This window comes from Solimonas terrae (assembly GCF_011067135.1).
GTDB classification, from domain to species: domain Bacteria; phylum Pseudomonadota; class Gammaproteobacteria; order Nevskiales; family Nevskiaceae; genus Solimonas; species Solimonas terrae.
Genome location: NZ_JAAMOW010000004.1, coordinates 422,809 through 438,223 on the forward strand (window position 1 = coordinate 422,809; position 15,415 = coordinate 438,223).

Below are 15,415 nucleotides of genomic sequence, written 5' to 3' on the forward strand. Positions count from 1 at the left end.
GTGCGCGGCGTCAGTCGCTGCCGTTCGCCGTCAGCAGATACGCCCAGGCTTTGACGCGATCTTCGGGGTAACGGCCGTAGGGGTCGTTGGCGGCGGTGCTGTCGTGCTGGGTCAGGGAGGAACCGGCGCTGTTCAGCACGAGCCGGTGTGTCAGCGCGGCGATGCCGAAGTCGCCGAGCAGGATCTCCAGACTGTTGGGGCCGCCGACACCCAGTCCGCCGAGATTCAGCCAGTTCAGCGACACGTATTGGCCGTAAGTGCCTTCGTCCTGCGCGTGCATGCCCCAGAATTTCGCCGGCGGCGTTGCGGAGGGGCCGGCGATCCAACTCGCGCTGCCGCCGCCGATCGAATCGTTCGGTGCCGAAAACAGCACGACGCGACGCGCCGGCGTCGACGCCGGCAGATGCATGGCGATGAACGCGGCATCCCCGCCACCCTGCGAATGCCCGGCGATCACGATCTTCGACCAGTTCGGATAGGCCTTGCCGCTGCCACTCGTGCTGTATGGCGAGTTGGCATTCGCCGTTAGGAACTGGGCCCAGTACGCGCGATCCAGGCTTGCGTTGTGGGCCAGATAATCGATCAGATTGACGACGCGACTGACGATCGAATTGTCGGCGTCGACGAGCGTCGCCGTCGAATTGAAGCTCGCCATGCCCGGCGCGTACGCAACGCGGGCGCCGAAGCTGGTTTCGCCGCGCAGATTGGTGAAGCAGGCGTCGCTGAGCATGCAGGTGGTGCCAACCGCCAGGCCGTTCGGGTATTGCAGATCGAGCACGCCATAGCCGAGGCTGGCCGCGTATTCGGCAAACGTCGAATAGTCGGACGGCGTGCTGCCGGAGCCGCCGAGGAAGATCACCAGCACGTTCTTGCGGCCGGCCTTGTCCGGTTGCAGCACGTAATGCTTCGCGTTCTGGCTGTAGACCCGCGAAATGCCGGCGCCGGTATCGGCCGGCTGCACATACAGGCTGTCGACCGCCGCGAACGCCCGATTGCCAAAACCCAGCAGCACGATTGCTGCAATGCACCATCGTAGACCTGCGCGTATCACCGACATGCCCTATCTGCCCTGATTTGAATCGTGTGGAGTCCGTGCCAGACGGCGCCGGCGAAAAATCGGCGGGCCGAGGACATCAGGCGCACGTTTCGAGCCAAAGTCGCGAGACAATGGCGACCTCGAAAAACGGAGCGCCGGATGGGCGTCAATCTTGAAAACAAGCTGGTCGTTGCGTTGTCGTCGCGCGCCCTGTTCGATTTCGAAGCCGAGAACCAGGTCTTCGATGAACAGGGTGACGACGCCTACGAACGCCTGCAGCTCGAACGGGCCGACCTGCCGGCCAAACCCGGCGTTGCCTTCCCGCTCGTCAAGAAGCTGCTCGCCTTCAACGACGATGGCGAGCATCGCGTCGAGGTCGTCATTCTCTCACGGAACGATCCGGTTTCCGGGCTGCGCGTATTCAAATCCGCGAAGGCCGCCGGCATCAACGTCCAGCGTGGCGTGTTCACGCGCGGCGCACCGCCTTTCCGCTATCTGAAACCTCTGGGTGCGCACCTGTTCCTGTCGGCCAACGACGCCGATGTCGGTGGTGCGCTCGATGCGCAGTTCCCGGCCGCGCGCGTGTTCTCGCAGTCGGTGGTCGACGCAGTGCGGCATCCGAACGAGTTGCGCATCGCGTTCGACGGTGACGCCGTGCTGTTTTCCGACGAAGCCGAGCGTGTATTCCAGAGCGGCGGACTCGACGCGTTCCAGAATCACGAAACCGCTCACGCAGCGCGGCCACTGCCGCCCGGCCCGTTCAAGCCCTTGCTTGAAGCCCTGCACCGTCTGCAGCGCGCCGCCGGCGAGAAGGTCGCCATCAAGCTGCGCACGGCGCTGGTTACCGCGCGCAGCGCGCCGGCGCACGAGCGCGCGATCCGCACCTTGATCGAGTGGGGAATCGGGGTCGACGAAGCGATGTTCCTCGGCGGGCTGCAGAAAGGCCCGTTCCTCAAGGAGTTCGAGCCGGACTTCTTCTTCGACGACCAGCTCACGCACTGCGAGTCCGCCGCGCTGGCGGGCCCGACCGGGCATGTATCGGCGGGCGTGGTGAATATCCGGCGCGCGTGAGTCACTATCGAGGCGGAACCAGGCGAAGGGGATACCCGGAATGCGAGGCTGGCGTGCCCGAATTCGCCGACTGGCCACGTGACGAAGTCGAGGCAATTGTCGCCGACTGTTTCCATATGCTGACGCTGGAGCTTGCAGCTCGGCGTTACGGCAGGTCGACTCATCGCGCGCCGCCGAAGGCGAAGCTGAAGTCGCGTTCGGACGAATCGGTCGGGCGAAAGCATCAGAACATCAGCGCCGCGATGATCGCGCACGGATACCCGTTTATTCGAGGGTGCAAGTCGCCGGCAAATTGTCAGGCGCTGTTGTCCGGCGTCGTCGCAAGCCGGCCTGAGCAAGACACGCTGTTCGATAATGGCAATGACGGCTACGGAGCGGCTGGCTGCATTGCCGTTGCGGATCACGCTCGAATCACTGTTGATCGACGCGCCGCGGTCGAGCGTGATCGGTGTGCAAGAGCCGGAAGCGGCCTGTGACGCCCATGCGCCCGGTGTTGTCCGGGACTGTCGTGCGCGCGAAACGCGCAATCGCCCGCTCGGTGCGGCAGGAGGAGAATTTTTCCTCGCCTGCGCTCGCTGGGCGAGAAACGCCTCGGCGAAAAGGTCGAGTACGTCGCCGGATCGAGGGGCGATGGGCTGCGATGTGCTGTCGTTCGAAACGGGAGGCAAGGAGCGCCTGATTGAGGTCAGGACGACGGCGTCCGGCAGGGAAGCGCCGTTTTGTCTCAGCAATCGCGAACTGGCGGCTTCAAAGCAGTTCGGCGAACAGTTCGCTCTTTATCGGCCGCTCGGCTTTCGACGGCTGCCGCGCCTGTCTGCCCTTGTCGGTGCCGTTGGCCGGCACTGCGCGCTCGGTTCGGTGAGCGATCCGGCGCGCTATCTCTGATCGCGCGCCGCGCCTGGTCAGGCTTTCGTTTGCAGCTTCGCCATCGCGCGCGAGCGCTGCAGGGCAACGAATTCGAGCGCGCCGAGCACGGCGACGCCGCCGATCGTGACCGGTGCGGAGGTCATCAGTTTGCGAACGATGCGGGCCATGGGATGCTCCTGTACTTTGATCGCCTGCACGCTGTGCAGGAACCGGATGCTTCACCCTAGCCCGACTCTGTTACGCGAACATGGCAAGGCGATGACAGCGGTGCCGTGTCGCGGCCGTCAAAGCCTTGTCATCTGCGCGGCGCATAATCCCGCGCCGTGGTTTCCCCCCTCTCTCCTGTCAGCGACACCGTTCTGCCGGAACTGGCGGAGTTGCAGGCGCTGATCGATCAGGGTGCGCCGTATCTCGAAGCGCGGGTGCTCTGTGAAGTGGAAGCCGGCACGCATCGTTTCCCTGTTCATGCCTTGACGCTTGGCAACCCGTCGCCTGAAGCGCCGGCGATCGGCTTCTTCGGCGGCGTTCACGGGCTTGAACGGATCGGCGCCGAAGTGGTGATGGCCTATCTGCGCAGCCTGGTGATGCGGCTGTCCTGGGACAACGCGCTGCACCAGCAGTTGCAGCATGTGCGCATGGTCTTCATGCCGCTGGTCAATCCCGGTGGACTGTGGCGCGGGACGCGGGCGAATCCGCGCGGTGTCGACCTGATGCGCAATGCGCCGGTCGATGCCAGCGAGCCGGTGCCGTTCATGATCGGCGGCCAGCGCGTCAGCGCCGGTCTGCCCTGGTATCGCGGCCGCAGCGGCGCGGCGATGGAAGTCGAAAGCGCGGCGCTGTGCGAGCTGGTCGAAGCCGAGATGCTGGGCCGTGCGTTCAGTCTCGCGGTCGACTGTCATTCCGGCTTCGGCGTCGACGACCGCATCTGGTTTCCGTACGCACACACGCGTCGGCCGATCCCGCACCTGCCGGAAGTGCACGCCTTGCGGACGATTTTCGACACCAGCCACGCGCACCATCGTTATGTGTTCGAGCCGCAGAGCCTGCAGTATCTGACACATGGCGACCTCTGGGATCACCTCTATCTGCGCGCGCAGGAACGTGATGAATCGGTGTTCCTGCCGCTGACGCTGGAGATGGGTTCCTGGCTGTGGATCAAGAAGAACCCGCGGCAGATCTTCTCGCGCTACGGCATCTTCAATCCGCTGATCGCACACCGCCAGCAGCGCGTCATGCGGCGCCATATCGCGCTGCTCGACTTCTTCACGCGGGCCGCGATCAGCTATACGCGCTGGCTGCCGGACGGGGTCGCCCGCGAACAGCACTATGCGCAGGCGATGGCGCGATGGTATGCGAAAGTAGCGGGATGACCGATTCGGCGCCGTGGATCTTCCTGCGTGGCCTGACGCGCGACAGCCATCACTGGGGCGGCTTTTCCGACGCGTTCCAGCGCGCGTTTCCGGCCGCCCCGATCGTCATGCTCGATCTGCCGGGCAATGGCGTGCTGCATCGTGAAGCGAGTCCGGCCAGCGTCGCCGCGATGATGGCCTGCTGTCGCCGCGAGCTGGCGGTACGCAAGCTTGCGCCGCCGTATCACCTGCTGGCGATCTCGCTCGGCGGCATGGTCGCCGCCGCCTGGGCGGCTGCGCACGCCGAGGAACTGCGCGCCTGCGTCCTGATCAATACCAGCATGCGCCCCTTCAGTCCCGTGCACTGGCGCTTGCAGCCCGCGGTGTACGGCACGATCCTGCGACTGTTTGCCGAGCACGACGAACGTGCCAGCGAGGCGCTCATCCTGCGCATGACCAGCAACAATCGCGAGCATGCGCGTGAAGTACTGGACGACTGGGCAGCATGGCGGCGCCGGTATCCGGTATCGCCGAAAAACGCCCTGCGCCAGCTGTACGCGGCGGCGCGGTTTCGCGCGCCGCTGCAGGCGCCGGCCACGCGGCTGCTGGTACTCGCGAGTGCCGGCGATCACCTCGTCGATCCACGCTGTTCACGCCGCCTCGCCGAAGCCTGGGATTGTCCACTGTTCGAACATCCGCATGCCGGACACGATCTGCCCCTGGACGACGGCGACTGGATCGTCGAGCAGGTGCAGCGCTGGTATTGAAGGCTTGCATTGCCGTGGCGCGCAGCCGAAGCTCGGCGCATGCGCGACAAACCCCATGCACCGTCCTGTGACCGCAATCGCGAGCCGATACTCGCGGTCCTGAAAACGCAGTTCGCCGATCGGCGTCGCGTGCTGGAAATCGGCAGCGGCACCGGCCAGCACGCGGTCTATTTCGCGGCAGCAATGCCGCAGCTGCAGTGGCAGACCTCGGAGCGCGTCGAGCACCACGACGGCATTCGCGCGTGGCTGGACGAGGCGAAGCTGGAAAATGCCCTGCCGCCGATCGCGCTCGATGTCGCCGCCGATGTCTGGCCGTCGCGAAGCCACGACGCCGCGTTCACCGCCAATACCCTGCACATCATGAGCTGGCCGGAAGTGGAAGCGACGTTTGCCGGTCTGCACCGGGCGCTGCAGGACGATGCCACAGTCGTCGCGTATGGGCCGTTCAATTACGGCGGCGAGTTCACGAGCGCGAGCAACGCCGATTTCGATCAATGGCTGAAGGCGCGCGGTGCGCACATGGGCATTCGCGATGCCGAGGTGGTCGATGCGCTGGCGCGCCGCTGCGGCTTCGTGCTGATCGACGATGTCGCGATGCCGTCCAACAACCGCTGCCGGATCTGGCGACGCGACTGAGCGGCCGACGCAAGGTTGCTGCAGTGCATGAATGATCTATTGCCGGCATGCGGGCAGACTAGCCGGACAAGAACAACGACCGGGGAGAATGCATGCAGCCCGTTGACAATCCTTCGTGGTTGACGCGGCTGGGCGACGCTTTCGCCTGGCCGCTGCGCACCTCGCACTATCTGGAATTGGTCAATCCCCTGTGGACCACGCATGCCTTGCAGGCGCGCGTCGAGAAGGTCTGGGACGAAACCGCCGATGCGCGCACGATCACCTTGCGGCCGGGTCGCAACTGGCGCAGCCATCGCCCGGGACAGCATTTGCGAATCGGCGTGCCGATCGGCGGCATGCATTACACGCGGACCTATTCCATCAGCTCCGCCCCCGAGGCCAGCGACGAGTTGATCACGATTACCGTCAAGGCCATCACCGGCGGTCGCATGTCGCATCATCTGGTGCGCAACATCAAGCCGGGAGATCATCTGCCGATCGGCGTGCCCCAGGGCGATTTCTACCTTCCCGACGCCAATCCGGTGCAACCGCTGTTCATCAGCGCCGGCAGCGGGATTACGCCGATCATCAGCATGTTGCGCAGTCTGGTTGCACAGGAGCGTTTGCCGGACGTGGTCCACCTGCACTATGCGCCACATGCCTACGACGTGATCTTCGGCAACGAACTGCGGGCGCTCGCGGCGCGGCATCCGCAATACCGCCTGCATCTGCTGTACACCCGCGAGCCCGGCGCGGCGCCGACCGCGGCGGCAGCCGGCCGGCGTCATTTCAGCGCCGAGCAACTTGGCGAGGTCTGTCCCGACTGGCGTGACCGCGACGTCTTCGCCTGCGGTCCTCAGGGGCTGCTGGATGCCCTCGAATCGCACTGGGATCGGGCGGGACTGTCCCGGCAATTGCACAGCGAACGCTTTCGCGCGCAGGTGGCGGCGACGCCGGCGCAGGTGAGCAGTGGTACGGTGCGTTTCGCACGCAGCGGCGTGGTCGCGAGTTCGGACGGCGTCGTCAATCTGCTGCGGCTGGCCGAGGACCACGGGCTCAATCCGGCGCATGGTTGCCGCATGGGTATCTGCCACGGCTGCGATGCCGTGCTGAAGTCGGGTTGCGTACGAGACCTGCGCACGAACGCGATGCTGAACGAAGCGGATCAGATCGTGCAGATTTGTGTCTGCGCGGCTGCGGGCGACGCCGAGCTCGAACTCTAGGATTCAGGAGCAAGCACATGGGTATTCCTTCTCATCTGAGCGCCGGCGACATAGAGGAATTCGGACGCGAAATGGACGCGATCCGCAATGAGGTCATGGACTCGCGTGGCGATCGCGATCGCGCCTATATCCTGCGCGTCATCCGCTGGCAGCGCAGTCTGGCGCTGGGCGGTCGCATCGTCATGTTCATCAGCCTGCTGGCGCTGCCGCTCAGTGGCTTGCCCTACGCCGGCTGGCCACAGTTTCTGGTGGTGCTGGCGCTGGGATCGATCATGCTCGGCATCGCCAAGATCATCGAGAACATGGAGATCGGTCACAACGTCATGCACGCCCAGTGGGACTGGATGCGTGACCCGAACATCCAGAGCAACACCTGGGAGTGGGACAACGTCTGTCCGTCCGATCAGTGGAAACACAGCCACAACGTCGTGCATCACACCTGGACCAACGTGATCGGCAAGGACCCGGACATCGGCTACGGCGTGCTGCGGGTGACGCCGGTCCAGCATTGGCGGCCCAAGTTTCTCGCGCAGCCGCTCATCAACTTCTTTCTCAACATCCTGTTCCAGTGGGGCGTGGCCATCCACGATCTCGAAGTCGACAAGATCCTCGAAGGCGAGAAGTCGCTGGCCTCGGTTCGGCCGATGCTGCGGCGTATCGTCTGGAAGGCGTCGCGACAGCTCCTGAAGGACTACGTCCTGTGGCCTGCGCTCGGCGCTTTGCTGACGCTGCCGGCAGCGCTCGTGCTGCAAGTGAACCCGGCAGCTGTCGCGCTGGCCGCTTTCCTGCTTGTCGCGGGCGGCAACATGTTCGCCAATCTGATGCGGAATGTCTGGTCGAACGTGATCATCTTCTGCGGACATTTTCCGAGCGGGGTCCATCACTTCAGCAAGCAGGACGTCGAGGGCGAGACACGCGCGCGCTGGTATATCCGCCAGCTGCTTGGCAGCGCCAACATCGGCGGCGGCAAACTGTTTCATGTCCTCAGCGGCAATCTCAGCCACCAGATCGAACACCACTTGTTTCCCGACATGCCGAGCAATCGCTATCCGGAGGTGGCGCCGCGCGTCCGGGCGCTGGCCGCCCGCTACCGGCTGCCGTACAACACCGCGTCTCTGACGCGCCAGTTCGGCAGTACGACCTGGACGATCTGGCGGCTCGCGTTTCCCGGCGGCCGGATCAAGGCCGCGACCGCGTGAGATTTTTCCGGCAGGTGCTGACAGCATGCTGAGCCGGTCCGGTACGGCGGTCTGCGCATGAGCGACGCGCAACGGCAGGAGATTCCCGACTACGGTATCGACGCGCCCGACGTCGTGCGGCGTTTCCTGATGATCGGCACGGTGGCGCTGGTCGTGAACTTCGCCGCACCGTCGCTGGTGGCGCTGTTGCCCGTCGCGACGGCCGAAAGCGCGCTCGGCATCGCCCGGTCGCTGGGCTGGATGGGGTGGTCGTTCGTCGCCACTGCCTGCGTGATGCTCTGGGGCAGCAAGGTCGGAAAGTTTCGCCTGCGCGACAAGCTGCTGGCGGCGATGCCTTGGCGTGGTGATGAACGCGTGCTCGATATCGGCTGCGGACATGGGCTCATGCTGGCCGGCATCGCGCAGCGTTTGAGCAGCGGTCGCGCGATCGGCATCGATATCTGGCGCAACGAAGATCAGTCGCGCAACAGCCCGGAAGCGACCTTGCGCAACATGCGACTCGAGGGCGTTGGCGAACGTGTCGAAGTGCGTACGGCGGACGCGCGCGAACTGCCGTTCGATGCGGCCAGTTTCGATGTCGTGGTTTCGAGTTGGGCCCTGCACAACATGGCGTCGCGTGAAGACCGGCGTCGGGCGCTGGCCGAGATCGTGCGCGTGCTCAGGCCCGGCGGACGCGTCTGTCTGGTCGATATCCGGCACGGCCCGGAATACGCCGCGTTCCTGCGCGATGCCGGCCTGCCGGCAGTACAGCTCAGCGCACCGAATTTCCTGTTCGTGATGCCGACGCGCACCGTGACCGCCAGCAAGGCAGGATAGACCGCGGCAGTGATCGCGCGGTGCGGATCCGGCGGGTGCGGCCAGTCGATGCCGGCCGTGGCGGATCGCGGCGCTCCCCGGTCAGCGGAAGCAGTAGACGATGATCGCGGTCGCGATCAGCACGACAAGCGCGGCGACGCGGGCATCGACGGGCACGCGCGGCAGGTCATGACTGTGACTGATGACGGCGATCCGCGCGTCGTCGGCGCTCGGGCGATCGGCGGCCCCGAGCACGCGCATCCAGATCAGCGTGAAGATCGCGGTGGCGGCGAACACGACCCCGGCGATGATCGTGAAGTGCAGGCCGAACAGCTTGGCCTCGCGCGCCGCGAACAGGGCCGCGCTGAACAGGTGACCGCAGACCAGGCCGCGCAGCGCGGCGCGTGCGCCGAGTCCACGCAGCCACAGGCCCATCAGGAAGATCGCCACCAGCGGCGAGGCGACGAAGGCGAAAACCTGCTGCAGATAGGCCCACAAGCCCTGGAAGTGCCGGATCATCGGCGCCCAGGTCGCGGCCAGCAGGGTAATCGCCAGCGTCGCGATGCGGCCGGTCCAGACCAGCTGGTTCTGCGTCATGGCCGGTCGATGCGGCTGCACGAAGTCGAGCGTGATCAGCGTCGCCGCGGAGTTCAGTGTTGCCGAACAGGTCGACATCAATGCCGCGACCAGACCGGCGAGGATCAGACCGGCGAGGCCGGCCGGTGCGAAATGCGTGACCATGGCCGGGAAGACCTGATCCGGATGTTCGAGTCCGGGCAGCAGGGTAATCGCCATCACGCCGGGCATCGTCATCAGGAACAGCGGCAGCAGTTTCAGCGCGGCGGCGATCACCGAGGCGTGGCTCGCCGCGCGTATGTCGCGCGCGCCGAGCACGCGCTGCACGACGTACTGGTTCATGGTCCAGTAGTAGAAGCCGACGATCGGCAGGCCGGTCAGCAGGCCCAGCCAGGGTACGCCCTGATCGTCGAGCGGGCGGATCAATGACAAGTGCTCCGGCGACACCGATGCGGCGACTGCCGACCAGGAATGATCGAACTTGCCGAAGACGATCCACGACAGCGCCGCCGAGCCGATCAGCAGCACCAGCGCCTGCATCACGTCGGTGTAGACCACAGCGCGCAAACCGCCGGCGGCCGTGTAGAGGCCGGTGAAGATCGCGATCGCGTAGGTCGTTTCCCACAGTCCCAGCGACGGCACGAAGGTGGTGATGATCAGCGCACCGGCATACAGCGTGCCGGCCGTATCGAGAATGATCGACAGGAACAGGGTGATGGCCGACAGGTATTTTCGCAGTCGCGGATCGAAGCGCCGCTCCATCAGCTCCGGCATGGTCGTGACACGCGCGCGCATCAGTACCGGCAGCACGAAGAAGACGGTGAACATCAGCACGACGCCGGCCATCCACTCGTAGTTCGCGGCGGAGATGCCGGTGCGGTAGGCCGCACCGGGCAGGCCGATCATCGTGTCGGTCGACACATTGGCCGCGAACAGCGAGAAACCGACGGCGATCGGCCCCAGCGTGCGACCGGCCAGGAACAGGTCTTCGGACGTGGTCTTGCCGCGCGCGGCCCAGATGGCGATGGCGAGGGTGGCAACGAAGTAGAGCGCGATCGCAAGATAGTCGAGCGCCGAAAGCTGAATCATGAGTCCGTGACTGGCTGAATCCCTTTCTAGGGAAACATGCTGGCGACGATGATGCAAACGCCGACGGCGGCGCATCGCCGCGAAACCGGACGATCGTCAAGGCGCTTGTCGCCGTCTCGCGGGCGGCATACGCTGCGCCGCATCGTCCAGAGGGGAGGCGTGAAATGATCGTGACACCGCTGTATGCCGGTCTGCTTGGCCTGTGGTTTTTCGTGCTCAGCGTACGCGTCGTGCAGGGACGGGGGCGCTTCGGCATCAATCTCGGCGACGGCGGCAACGTCCTGATGATCCGGCGCATACGTGGTCATGCGAACTTCGTCGAGTACGTGCCCCTGACGCTGTTGCTGATCGCGATTCTCGAATTCAGTCATTTCTCGATCTATCTGATTCATGCGCTAGGGCTGGCACTGCTGATCGGGCGCGTATTGCACGGCTACGCCTTCGGCTTCACCGAACATTCGCGATTCGGCCGCATGTGGGGCACGGCGCTGAGCTTCCTCGTGCTGCTGATCGCAGCCGGGCTGTGCACGTATCAGGGACTGCGCGCATCGGCACTGTGGTACTGAGCCGGTGGCGAGACCGGCCCCGGTGCCGCAGGGCTGTCCCTGCGGCTCGAAATACCGCTACACGGAGTGCTGCAAGCCGCTGCATGACGGTGCGCCGGCAGCCACGGCGGAGGCGCTGATGCGTTCGCGCTACAGCGCCTACGCCTTGTGTCTCGTGCCCTACCTGCTCGACAGTTGGCACCGATCGACACGGCCGGCACTCGGTCTTGACGACCTCGACCCTGCGACGCGGTGGCTGGGACTGCGCATCGTCGACCACGCGATCGATGCCGGCGATCCGGAAGCTGCGACCGTCGAATTCATCGCCCGCTTCCGTGTCGGCGGGGGCAGCGCCCGGCGGTTGCATGAGCGCAGTCGCTTTCGACGTGTCGATGGCCGCTGGCAATATCTCGACGGCGAAATCCTGAAGCCGGCATAAGGGCAGCGCCGGGTGCCGATCGCGCCTTGATCGCGCGACGCGCGCAACGAAAAAGGGCTGCGCCGAAGCGCAGCCCTTTTTTCATGCGTAAGGCTGGTCAGCCGCCGAGATAGCTCAGCAGATCGAAGCCCTGCAGCGTCGCGTCGAAGCCCTTGGTGACCGGACCGAACAGGTCGACCGGCAGGACGTCGAAGTTGCGATTGAGGCCCGGCCAGCTGTGGCCGCCGCCGTCGATCGTCACCAGGGCGCTGCCCAGTCCGCTGCTGCACGGTGCGGTGTAGGCGACGTCGATGCCGCTGATCAGCTCGCCGCTCGGCACCGGCATGGAAGCGTGCTTGACGTCCGCGTCCGTGCAGCCGTTGTTGGTCAGCAGACCTTCAAATGCAGCCTGGGTGTTGGCGTACGAGCCCAGGGGATCGCTGGTCCCCTGCACCTGAACCGAGGCGAGCGGCTGCGACGGATGGCAGGCGCTGAGGTCGTCCGGCATGATTTCCGCCGCCACCAGTTCGACGCCATCCACGACGTCGGCGTGATCGCAGCTGTATTCGTAGGCGAGCACGGCGCCACCAGAGACGCCCACCATGATCAGCGGTGTCGTGCTGCCGGCCTTCGCCGTGCCCTTGACCTGCGCGATCAGCGCATCGATCAAGGCTTCGCGATCGGCGCGCGTACTGACCGGGGCCACCACCGAATTGCCCCAGGTCCGGAACGGATACGCATCGGGTGCCGTCGGCAGCACGATCGTGACGTTGCGGGCCTTGGCCAGTTCCGACATGCGCATGTGGTTCGCCATCGATTCGCCGGTGCCGTTCGACCAGTGCAGGGCGATGATCAGGGCCGCGCTGCCGGCGTCGGCCTTGGCGGTTGATGTCGGCGTCAGGACTTCGTAGTTCGAGGTCAGCCCGTTGGCGGTGACGCTCCCCGGCGTCACGGCAACGCCGTCGCAGGCGCCGACGGTCGAGTCGTTGAGCACGGTCGGCGAGGTCGCGTCCGGGCAGTAGGTGTTGTAGCTTGGCGTGCAGTCGTCGCCGGCGGCTGCATCGTCCGGGTTGAATTGCTGGTTGCAGGCCAGCGTCGTGCCGCCGCCGCCATCCCCGCCGCCGTCGCCGGAGCCGTTGCTGGACCCGTTATGCCCACCACCGCTGCAGGCCGTCGCGAGCATCAGCACGAGCAGCGCGCCGAATGTCAGGCGTAGCCATTGCTGGATCAACTTCATTCAAATTCCCCAAGTCTCGTCAAAGGTCTGCGCCGTGCGGACGGCCCATAACAGCAGTTTAGCGGCAGGCGCATTATTTAGAAAACGGCCGTTCCCCGACCCCCGCGTAGGCGATTGACCCGTGCGCGGGGCTTTTAGTTCAGGTTCCAGTGATTATCATGCGAGGCCTTCGTCTCGCCCCGGACCCTCCCCGACATGCTTTTCCTTCAGCATTTCCTCCAGCAGAAGCTGTTCGAAAATTCCATTCAGGAATGGCTGATCGCATTCGGCATCGCGACCGCCGTGGTGCTGGTCGTCGGCCTGATCCGCTCGCTGGTCGTACGCCGACTGGCGGCATTGGCAAAGCGTACGTCGACGATGGTCGACGATCTGCTGGTATTCGTGGTGCGGCAGACACATCTGCTGCTGGTGTGGCTGCCGGCGTTCTGGCTGGTCGGCCATTCGCTTGATCTGCCGGATCGGGTCGCACTGTTCGTGAAGGGCGCGGCGTCGCTGGCGATGGTGCTGCAGGCCGGGCTGTGGGTCGGTGGTGCGATCGACTTCTGGATCGCCACGTCGCGCGAGCGGGCGATGCAGGAAAACGCCGGTGCGGCGACCAGCCTCGGGGCGCTGAACTTCATCACCAAAGTCGTGCTCTGGGCCTTCCTGGTGCTGGTCGGTCTGGACAACATTGGTGTCAATGTCACGGCGATGGTTGCCGGCCTCGGCGTCGGCGGCATCGCCGTTGCACTGGCGGTACAGAACATTCTGGGCGATCTGTTTGCGTCGCTGTCGATCGTCATCGACAAGCCGTTCGTGATCGGCGATTTCATCATCGTCGGCGACTTCATGGGCACGGTCGAACACGTCGGCCTGAAAACGACGCGACTGCGCAGCCTCGGCGGCGAGCAGCTGATCTTCGCCAACAGCGATCTGCTGAAGGCGCGGGTCCGCAACTACAAGCGCATGCAGGAGCGCCGCATCGTCTTCAAGTTCGGCATCCTCTACGAGACGCCCGTCGACAAGCTGGAAAGGGTTGCCGACATGGTGCGCGACATCATCAAGAGCCAGAATCTGGTGCGCTTCGACCGCGCGCATTTCGCGAGCTTCGGTGATTCGTCGTACGACTTCGAAGTGGTCTACTGGATGCTCGATCCGGACTTCAACAAGTACATGGACACCCAGCAGTTGATCAATCTGGCGATGGTCCGCCTGTTTGCCGATGAAGGCATCGGCTTCGCCTATCCGACCCAGACCCTGCACGTCGCCTCGCCGGTGCAGATCCTTGGCCTGGCGCCGGCACAGCCGGGACCGGAGCAAACCTCATGAGCCTGCGCTGCGAAATCATTCCGGTCACCGCATTCCAGCAGAACTGCTCGCTGATCTGGGACGACGCGACCATGCGCGGTGCACTGGTCGATGCCGGCGGCGAACCGCAGCGGCTGCTCGACCGTGCGCGGCACCACGGTGTGACGATCGACAAGATGCTGGTGACGCACGGCCACCTCGATCATGCCAGCGCCGTTGCCGAGCTGGCCGAACAGCTCGGCGTGCCGATCGAGGGGCCGCACGAGGAGGACAAATTCTGGATCGAGGGTTTGCCGGAAGCGGCGGCGCGATACGGTTTTCCGCCGGCACGCAGCTTCACGCCGGATCGCTGGCTCGGGCACGGCGACACGGTGGAACTCGGCAGCCTGCGCTTCGATGTGCTGCATTGTCCGGGACATACGCCGGGTCACGTCGTCTTCCACCATCAGCCGTCGCAACTGGCTTTCGTCGGCGACGTGCTGTTTGCCGGCAGCATCGGCCGCAGCGACTTTCCGCGTGGCAATCACGACGATCTGGTGCGTTCGATTCGCGAGCGCCTGTTCCCGCTCGGTGACGAAATTCGCTTCGTGCCGGGCCACGGGCCGCTTTCGAGTTTCGGTGAGGAGCGCCGCAGCAATCCGTTCGTCGCGGACCGTCGTTTCGGCTGAAAGCTCCGCCGGTGGTCAGTGAAGATTCATCGCGTCCGGGCAGGCTGTGGGCTCCAATTCGCAGCTTCAGCCGGGGAGTCGCCATGGGCACCAAGCCATTCGTCACCGACATCGAGAACATCCGCCGCCGCGCGCGTCAGCACATCCACAACGGCGCCGTCACCGAGGGTTACAAGGCGGACCGTAGTACGGTGATCAAGATTCTCAATGAAGCGCTGGCCACCGAAATCGTCTGCGTGCTGCGCTACAAGTACCACTACTTCAAGGCTTCCGGCATCAATGCGACGGCGGTCGCCGCCGAGTTCGCTGAGCACGCCGCCGAGGAACAGCAGCACGCCGATCAGATCTGCGGCCGCATCGTTCAGCTCGGTGGCAAGCCGAACCTGTCCCCGGACGGCCTGCTGACGCGTTCGCATTCCGATTACGTCGAGGGCGAGGACATCGTCGAGATGCTGCAGGAGGATCTGGTTGCCGAACGCATTGCGATCGACAGCTATCGTGAAATCGTCGAGTACCTCGGCAGCGATGATCCGACCAGCCGGCGGGTCATGGAAGAGATACTCGCGAAGGAAGAAGAGCACGCCGAGGATCTGAGCACGCTGCTCGAAGAGCTCGGCAAGAAGGGCGAGCCGGCACACGAGCCGCTGCGCGCGCGCGGCACAGCCCACTGAGC

General features: G+C 65.0%; 17 protein-coding genes. 13 read left to right on the forward strand and 4 right to left on the reverse strand.

Annotated features, from left to right (window positions below):
• Window positions 1–10: 10 nt before the first annotated feature.
• Window positions 11–1,012, reverse strand: a complete 1,002-nt coding sequence (locus G7Y85_RS10125) for a BPSS1187 family protein (RefSeq protein WP_166255819.1) — start codon at window positions 1,010–1,012, stop codon at window positions 11–13.
• Window positions 1,013–1,195: 183 nt separating this feature from the next.
• On the opposite strand from G7Y85_RS10125, the gene G7Y85_RS10130 reads away from it, so the two are divergent.
• A complete protein-coding gene (locus G7Y85_RS10130) occupies window positions 1,196–2,107 on the forward strand; it encodes a 5'-nucleotidase (RefSeq protein ID WP_166255822.1) in 912 nt (303 codons plus the stop codon).
• A gap of 360 nt (window positions 2,108–2,467) precedes the next feature.
• Window positions 2,468–2,992, forward strand: coding sequence for a protein NO VEIN domain-containing protein (locus G7Y85_RS10135; RefSeq protein ID WP_166255825.1), 525 nt, complete (start codon window positions 2,468–2,470; stop codon window positions 2,990–2,992).
• 17 nt (window positions 2,993–3,009) lie between these two features.
• On the opposite strand, the gene G7Y85_RS20440 is transcribed toward G7Y85_RS10135, so the two are convergent.
• Window positions 3,010–3,141, reverse strand: a complete 132-nt coding sequence (locus G7Y85_RS20440) for a hypothetical protein (RefSeq protein ID WP_277817148.1) — start codon at window positions 3,139–3,141, stop codon at window positions 3,010–3,012.
• A 156-nt stretch (window positions 3,142–3,297) separates the two neighbouring features.
• On the opposite strand from G7Y85_RS20440, the gene G7Y85_RS10140 reads away from it, so the two are divergent.
• From G7Y85_RS10140 to G7Y85_RS20445, 6 genes are all read left to right on the forward strand, one after another.
• Window positions 3,298–4,344, forward strand: a complete 1,047-nt coding sequence (locus tag G7Y85_RS10140) for a M14 family zinc carboxypeptidase (RefSeq protein ID WP_166255828.1) — start codon at window positions 3,298–3,300, stop codon at window positions 4,342–4,344.
• Complete coding sequence (locus G7Y85_RS10145; RefSeq protein ID WP_166255831.1) at window positions 4,341–5,090, forward strand: alpha/beta fold hydrolase; 750 nt, start codon at window positions 4,341–4,343, stop codon at window positions 5,088–5,090. Before G7Y85_RS10140 ends, G7Y85_RS10145 begins: the two co-directional genes overlap by 4 nt.
• Window positions 5,091–5,129: 39 nt before the next feature.
• Window positions 5,130–5,726: a DUF938 domain-containing protein gene (locus tag G7Y85_RS10150; RefSeq protein ID WP_166255834.1), complete on the forward strand. Its 597-nt coding sequence runs from the start codon at window positions 5,130–5,132 to the stop codon at window positions 5,724–5,726.
• A gap of 92 nt (window positions 5,727–5,818) precedes the next feature.
• The gene (locus tag G7Y85_RS10155; RefSeq protein ID WP_166255837.1) at window positions 5,819–6,928 is read left to right on the forward strand and encodes a ferredoxin reductase; all 1,110 of its coding nucleotides are present in this window, start codon (window positions 5,819–5,821) and stop codon (window positions 6,926–6,928) included.
• Window positions 6,929–6,945: 17 nt separating this feature from the next.
• Window positions 6,946–8,127: a fatty acid desaturase family protein gene (locus tag G7Y85_RS10160; protein ID WP_166255840.1), complete on the forward strand. Its 1,182-nt coding sequence runs from the start codon at window positions 6,946–6,948 to the stop codon at window positions 8,125–8,127.
• 57 nt (window positions 8,128–8,184) lie between these two features.
• Window positions 8,185–8,943: a class I SAM-dependent methyltransferase gene (locus tag G7Y85_RS20445; RefSeq protein ID WP_166255843.1), complete on the forward strand. Its 759-nt coding sequence runs from the start codon at window positions 8,185–8,187 to the stop codon at window positions 8,941–8,943.
• 81 nt (window positions 8,944–9,024) lie between these two features.
• Here G7Y85_RS20445 and G7Y85_RS10170 read toward each other — a convergent pair whose 3' ends face one another.
• Window positions 9,025–10,587, reverse strand: coding sequence for a sodium:solute symporter family transporter (locus G7Y85_RS10170; protein ID WP_166255846.1), 1,563 nt, complete (start codon window positions 10,585–10,587; stop codon window positions 9,025–9,027).
• Between the two features lie 164 nt (window positions 10,588–10,751).
• On the opposite strand from G7Y85_RS10170, the gene G7Y85_RS10175 reads away from it, so the two are divergent.
• Together G7Y85_RS10175 and G7Y85_RS10180 are read left to right on the forward strand one after the other, a co-directional pair.
• Window positions 10,752–11,153, forward strand: a complete 402-nt coding sequence (locus tag G7Y85_RS10175) for an MAPEG family protein (protein WP_166255849.1) — start codon at window positions 10,752–10,754, stop codon at window positions 11,151–11,153.
• A gap of 4 nt (window positions 11,154–11,157) precedes the next feature.
• The gene (locus tag G7Y85_RS10180) at window positions 11,158–11,571 is read left to right on the forward strand and encodes a YchJ family protein (RefSeq protein WP_366514941.1); all 414 of its coding nucleotides are present in this window, start codon (window positions 11,158–11,160) and stop codon (window positions 11,569–11,571) included.
• A gap of 97 nt (window positions 11,572–11,668) precedes the next feature.
• Here the strand turns inward: G7Y85_RS10180 and G7Y85_RS10185 are convergent, their stop codons facing one another.
• Window positions 11,669–12,787: a CE1 family esterase gene (locus tag G7Y85_RS10185; RefSeq protein ID WP_166255852.1), complete on the reverse strand. Its 1,119-nt coding sequence runs from the start codon at window positions 12,785–12,787 to the stop codon at window positions 11,669–11,671.
• A gap of 195 nt (window positions 12,788–12,982) precedes the next feature.
• Between G7Y85_RS10185 and G7Y85_RS10190 the strand changes: the two genes are divergently transcribed.
• From G7Y85_RS10190 to G7Y85_RS10200, 3 genes are all read left to right on the forward strand, one after another.
• On the forward strand, window positions 12,983–14,095 hold the full coding sequence (locus G7Y85_RS10190) for a mechanosensitive ion channel family protein (RefSeq protein WP_166255857.1): 1,113 nt from the start codon (window positions 12,983–12,985) through the stop codon (window positions 14,093–14,095).
• Window positions 14,092–14,742, forward strand: a complete 651-nt coding sequence (locus G7Y85_RS10195; RefSeq protein ID WP_166255860.1) for an MBL fold metallo-hydrolase — start codon at window positions 14,092–14,094, stop codon at window positions 14,740–14,742. Before G7Y85_RS10190 ends, G7Y85_RS10195 begins: the two co-directional genes overlap by 4 nt.
• Before the next feature lie 83 nt (window positions 14,743–14,825).
• Complete coding sequence (locus G7Y85_RS10200; protein WP_166255863.1) at window positions 14,826–15,413, forward strand: ferritin-like domain-containing protein; 588 nt, start codon at window positions 14,826–14,828, stop codon at window positions 15,411–15,413.
• Window positions 15,414–15,415 lie beyond the last annotated feature (2 nt).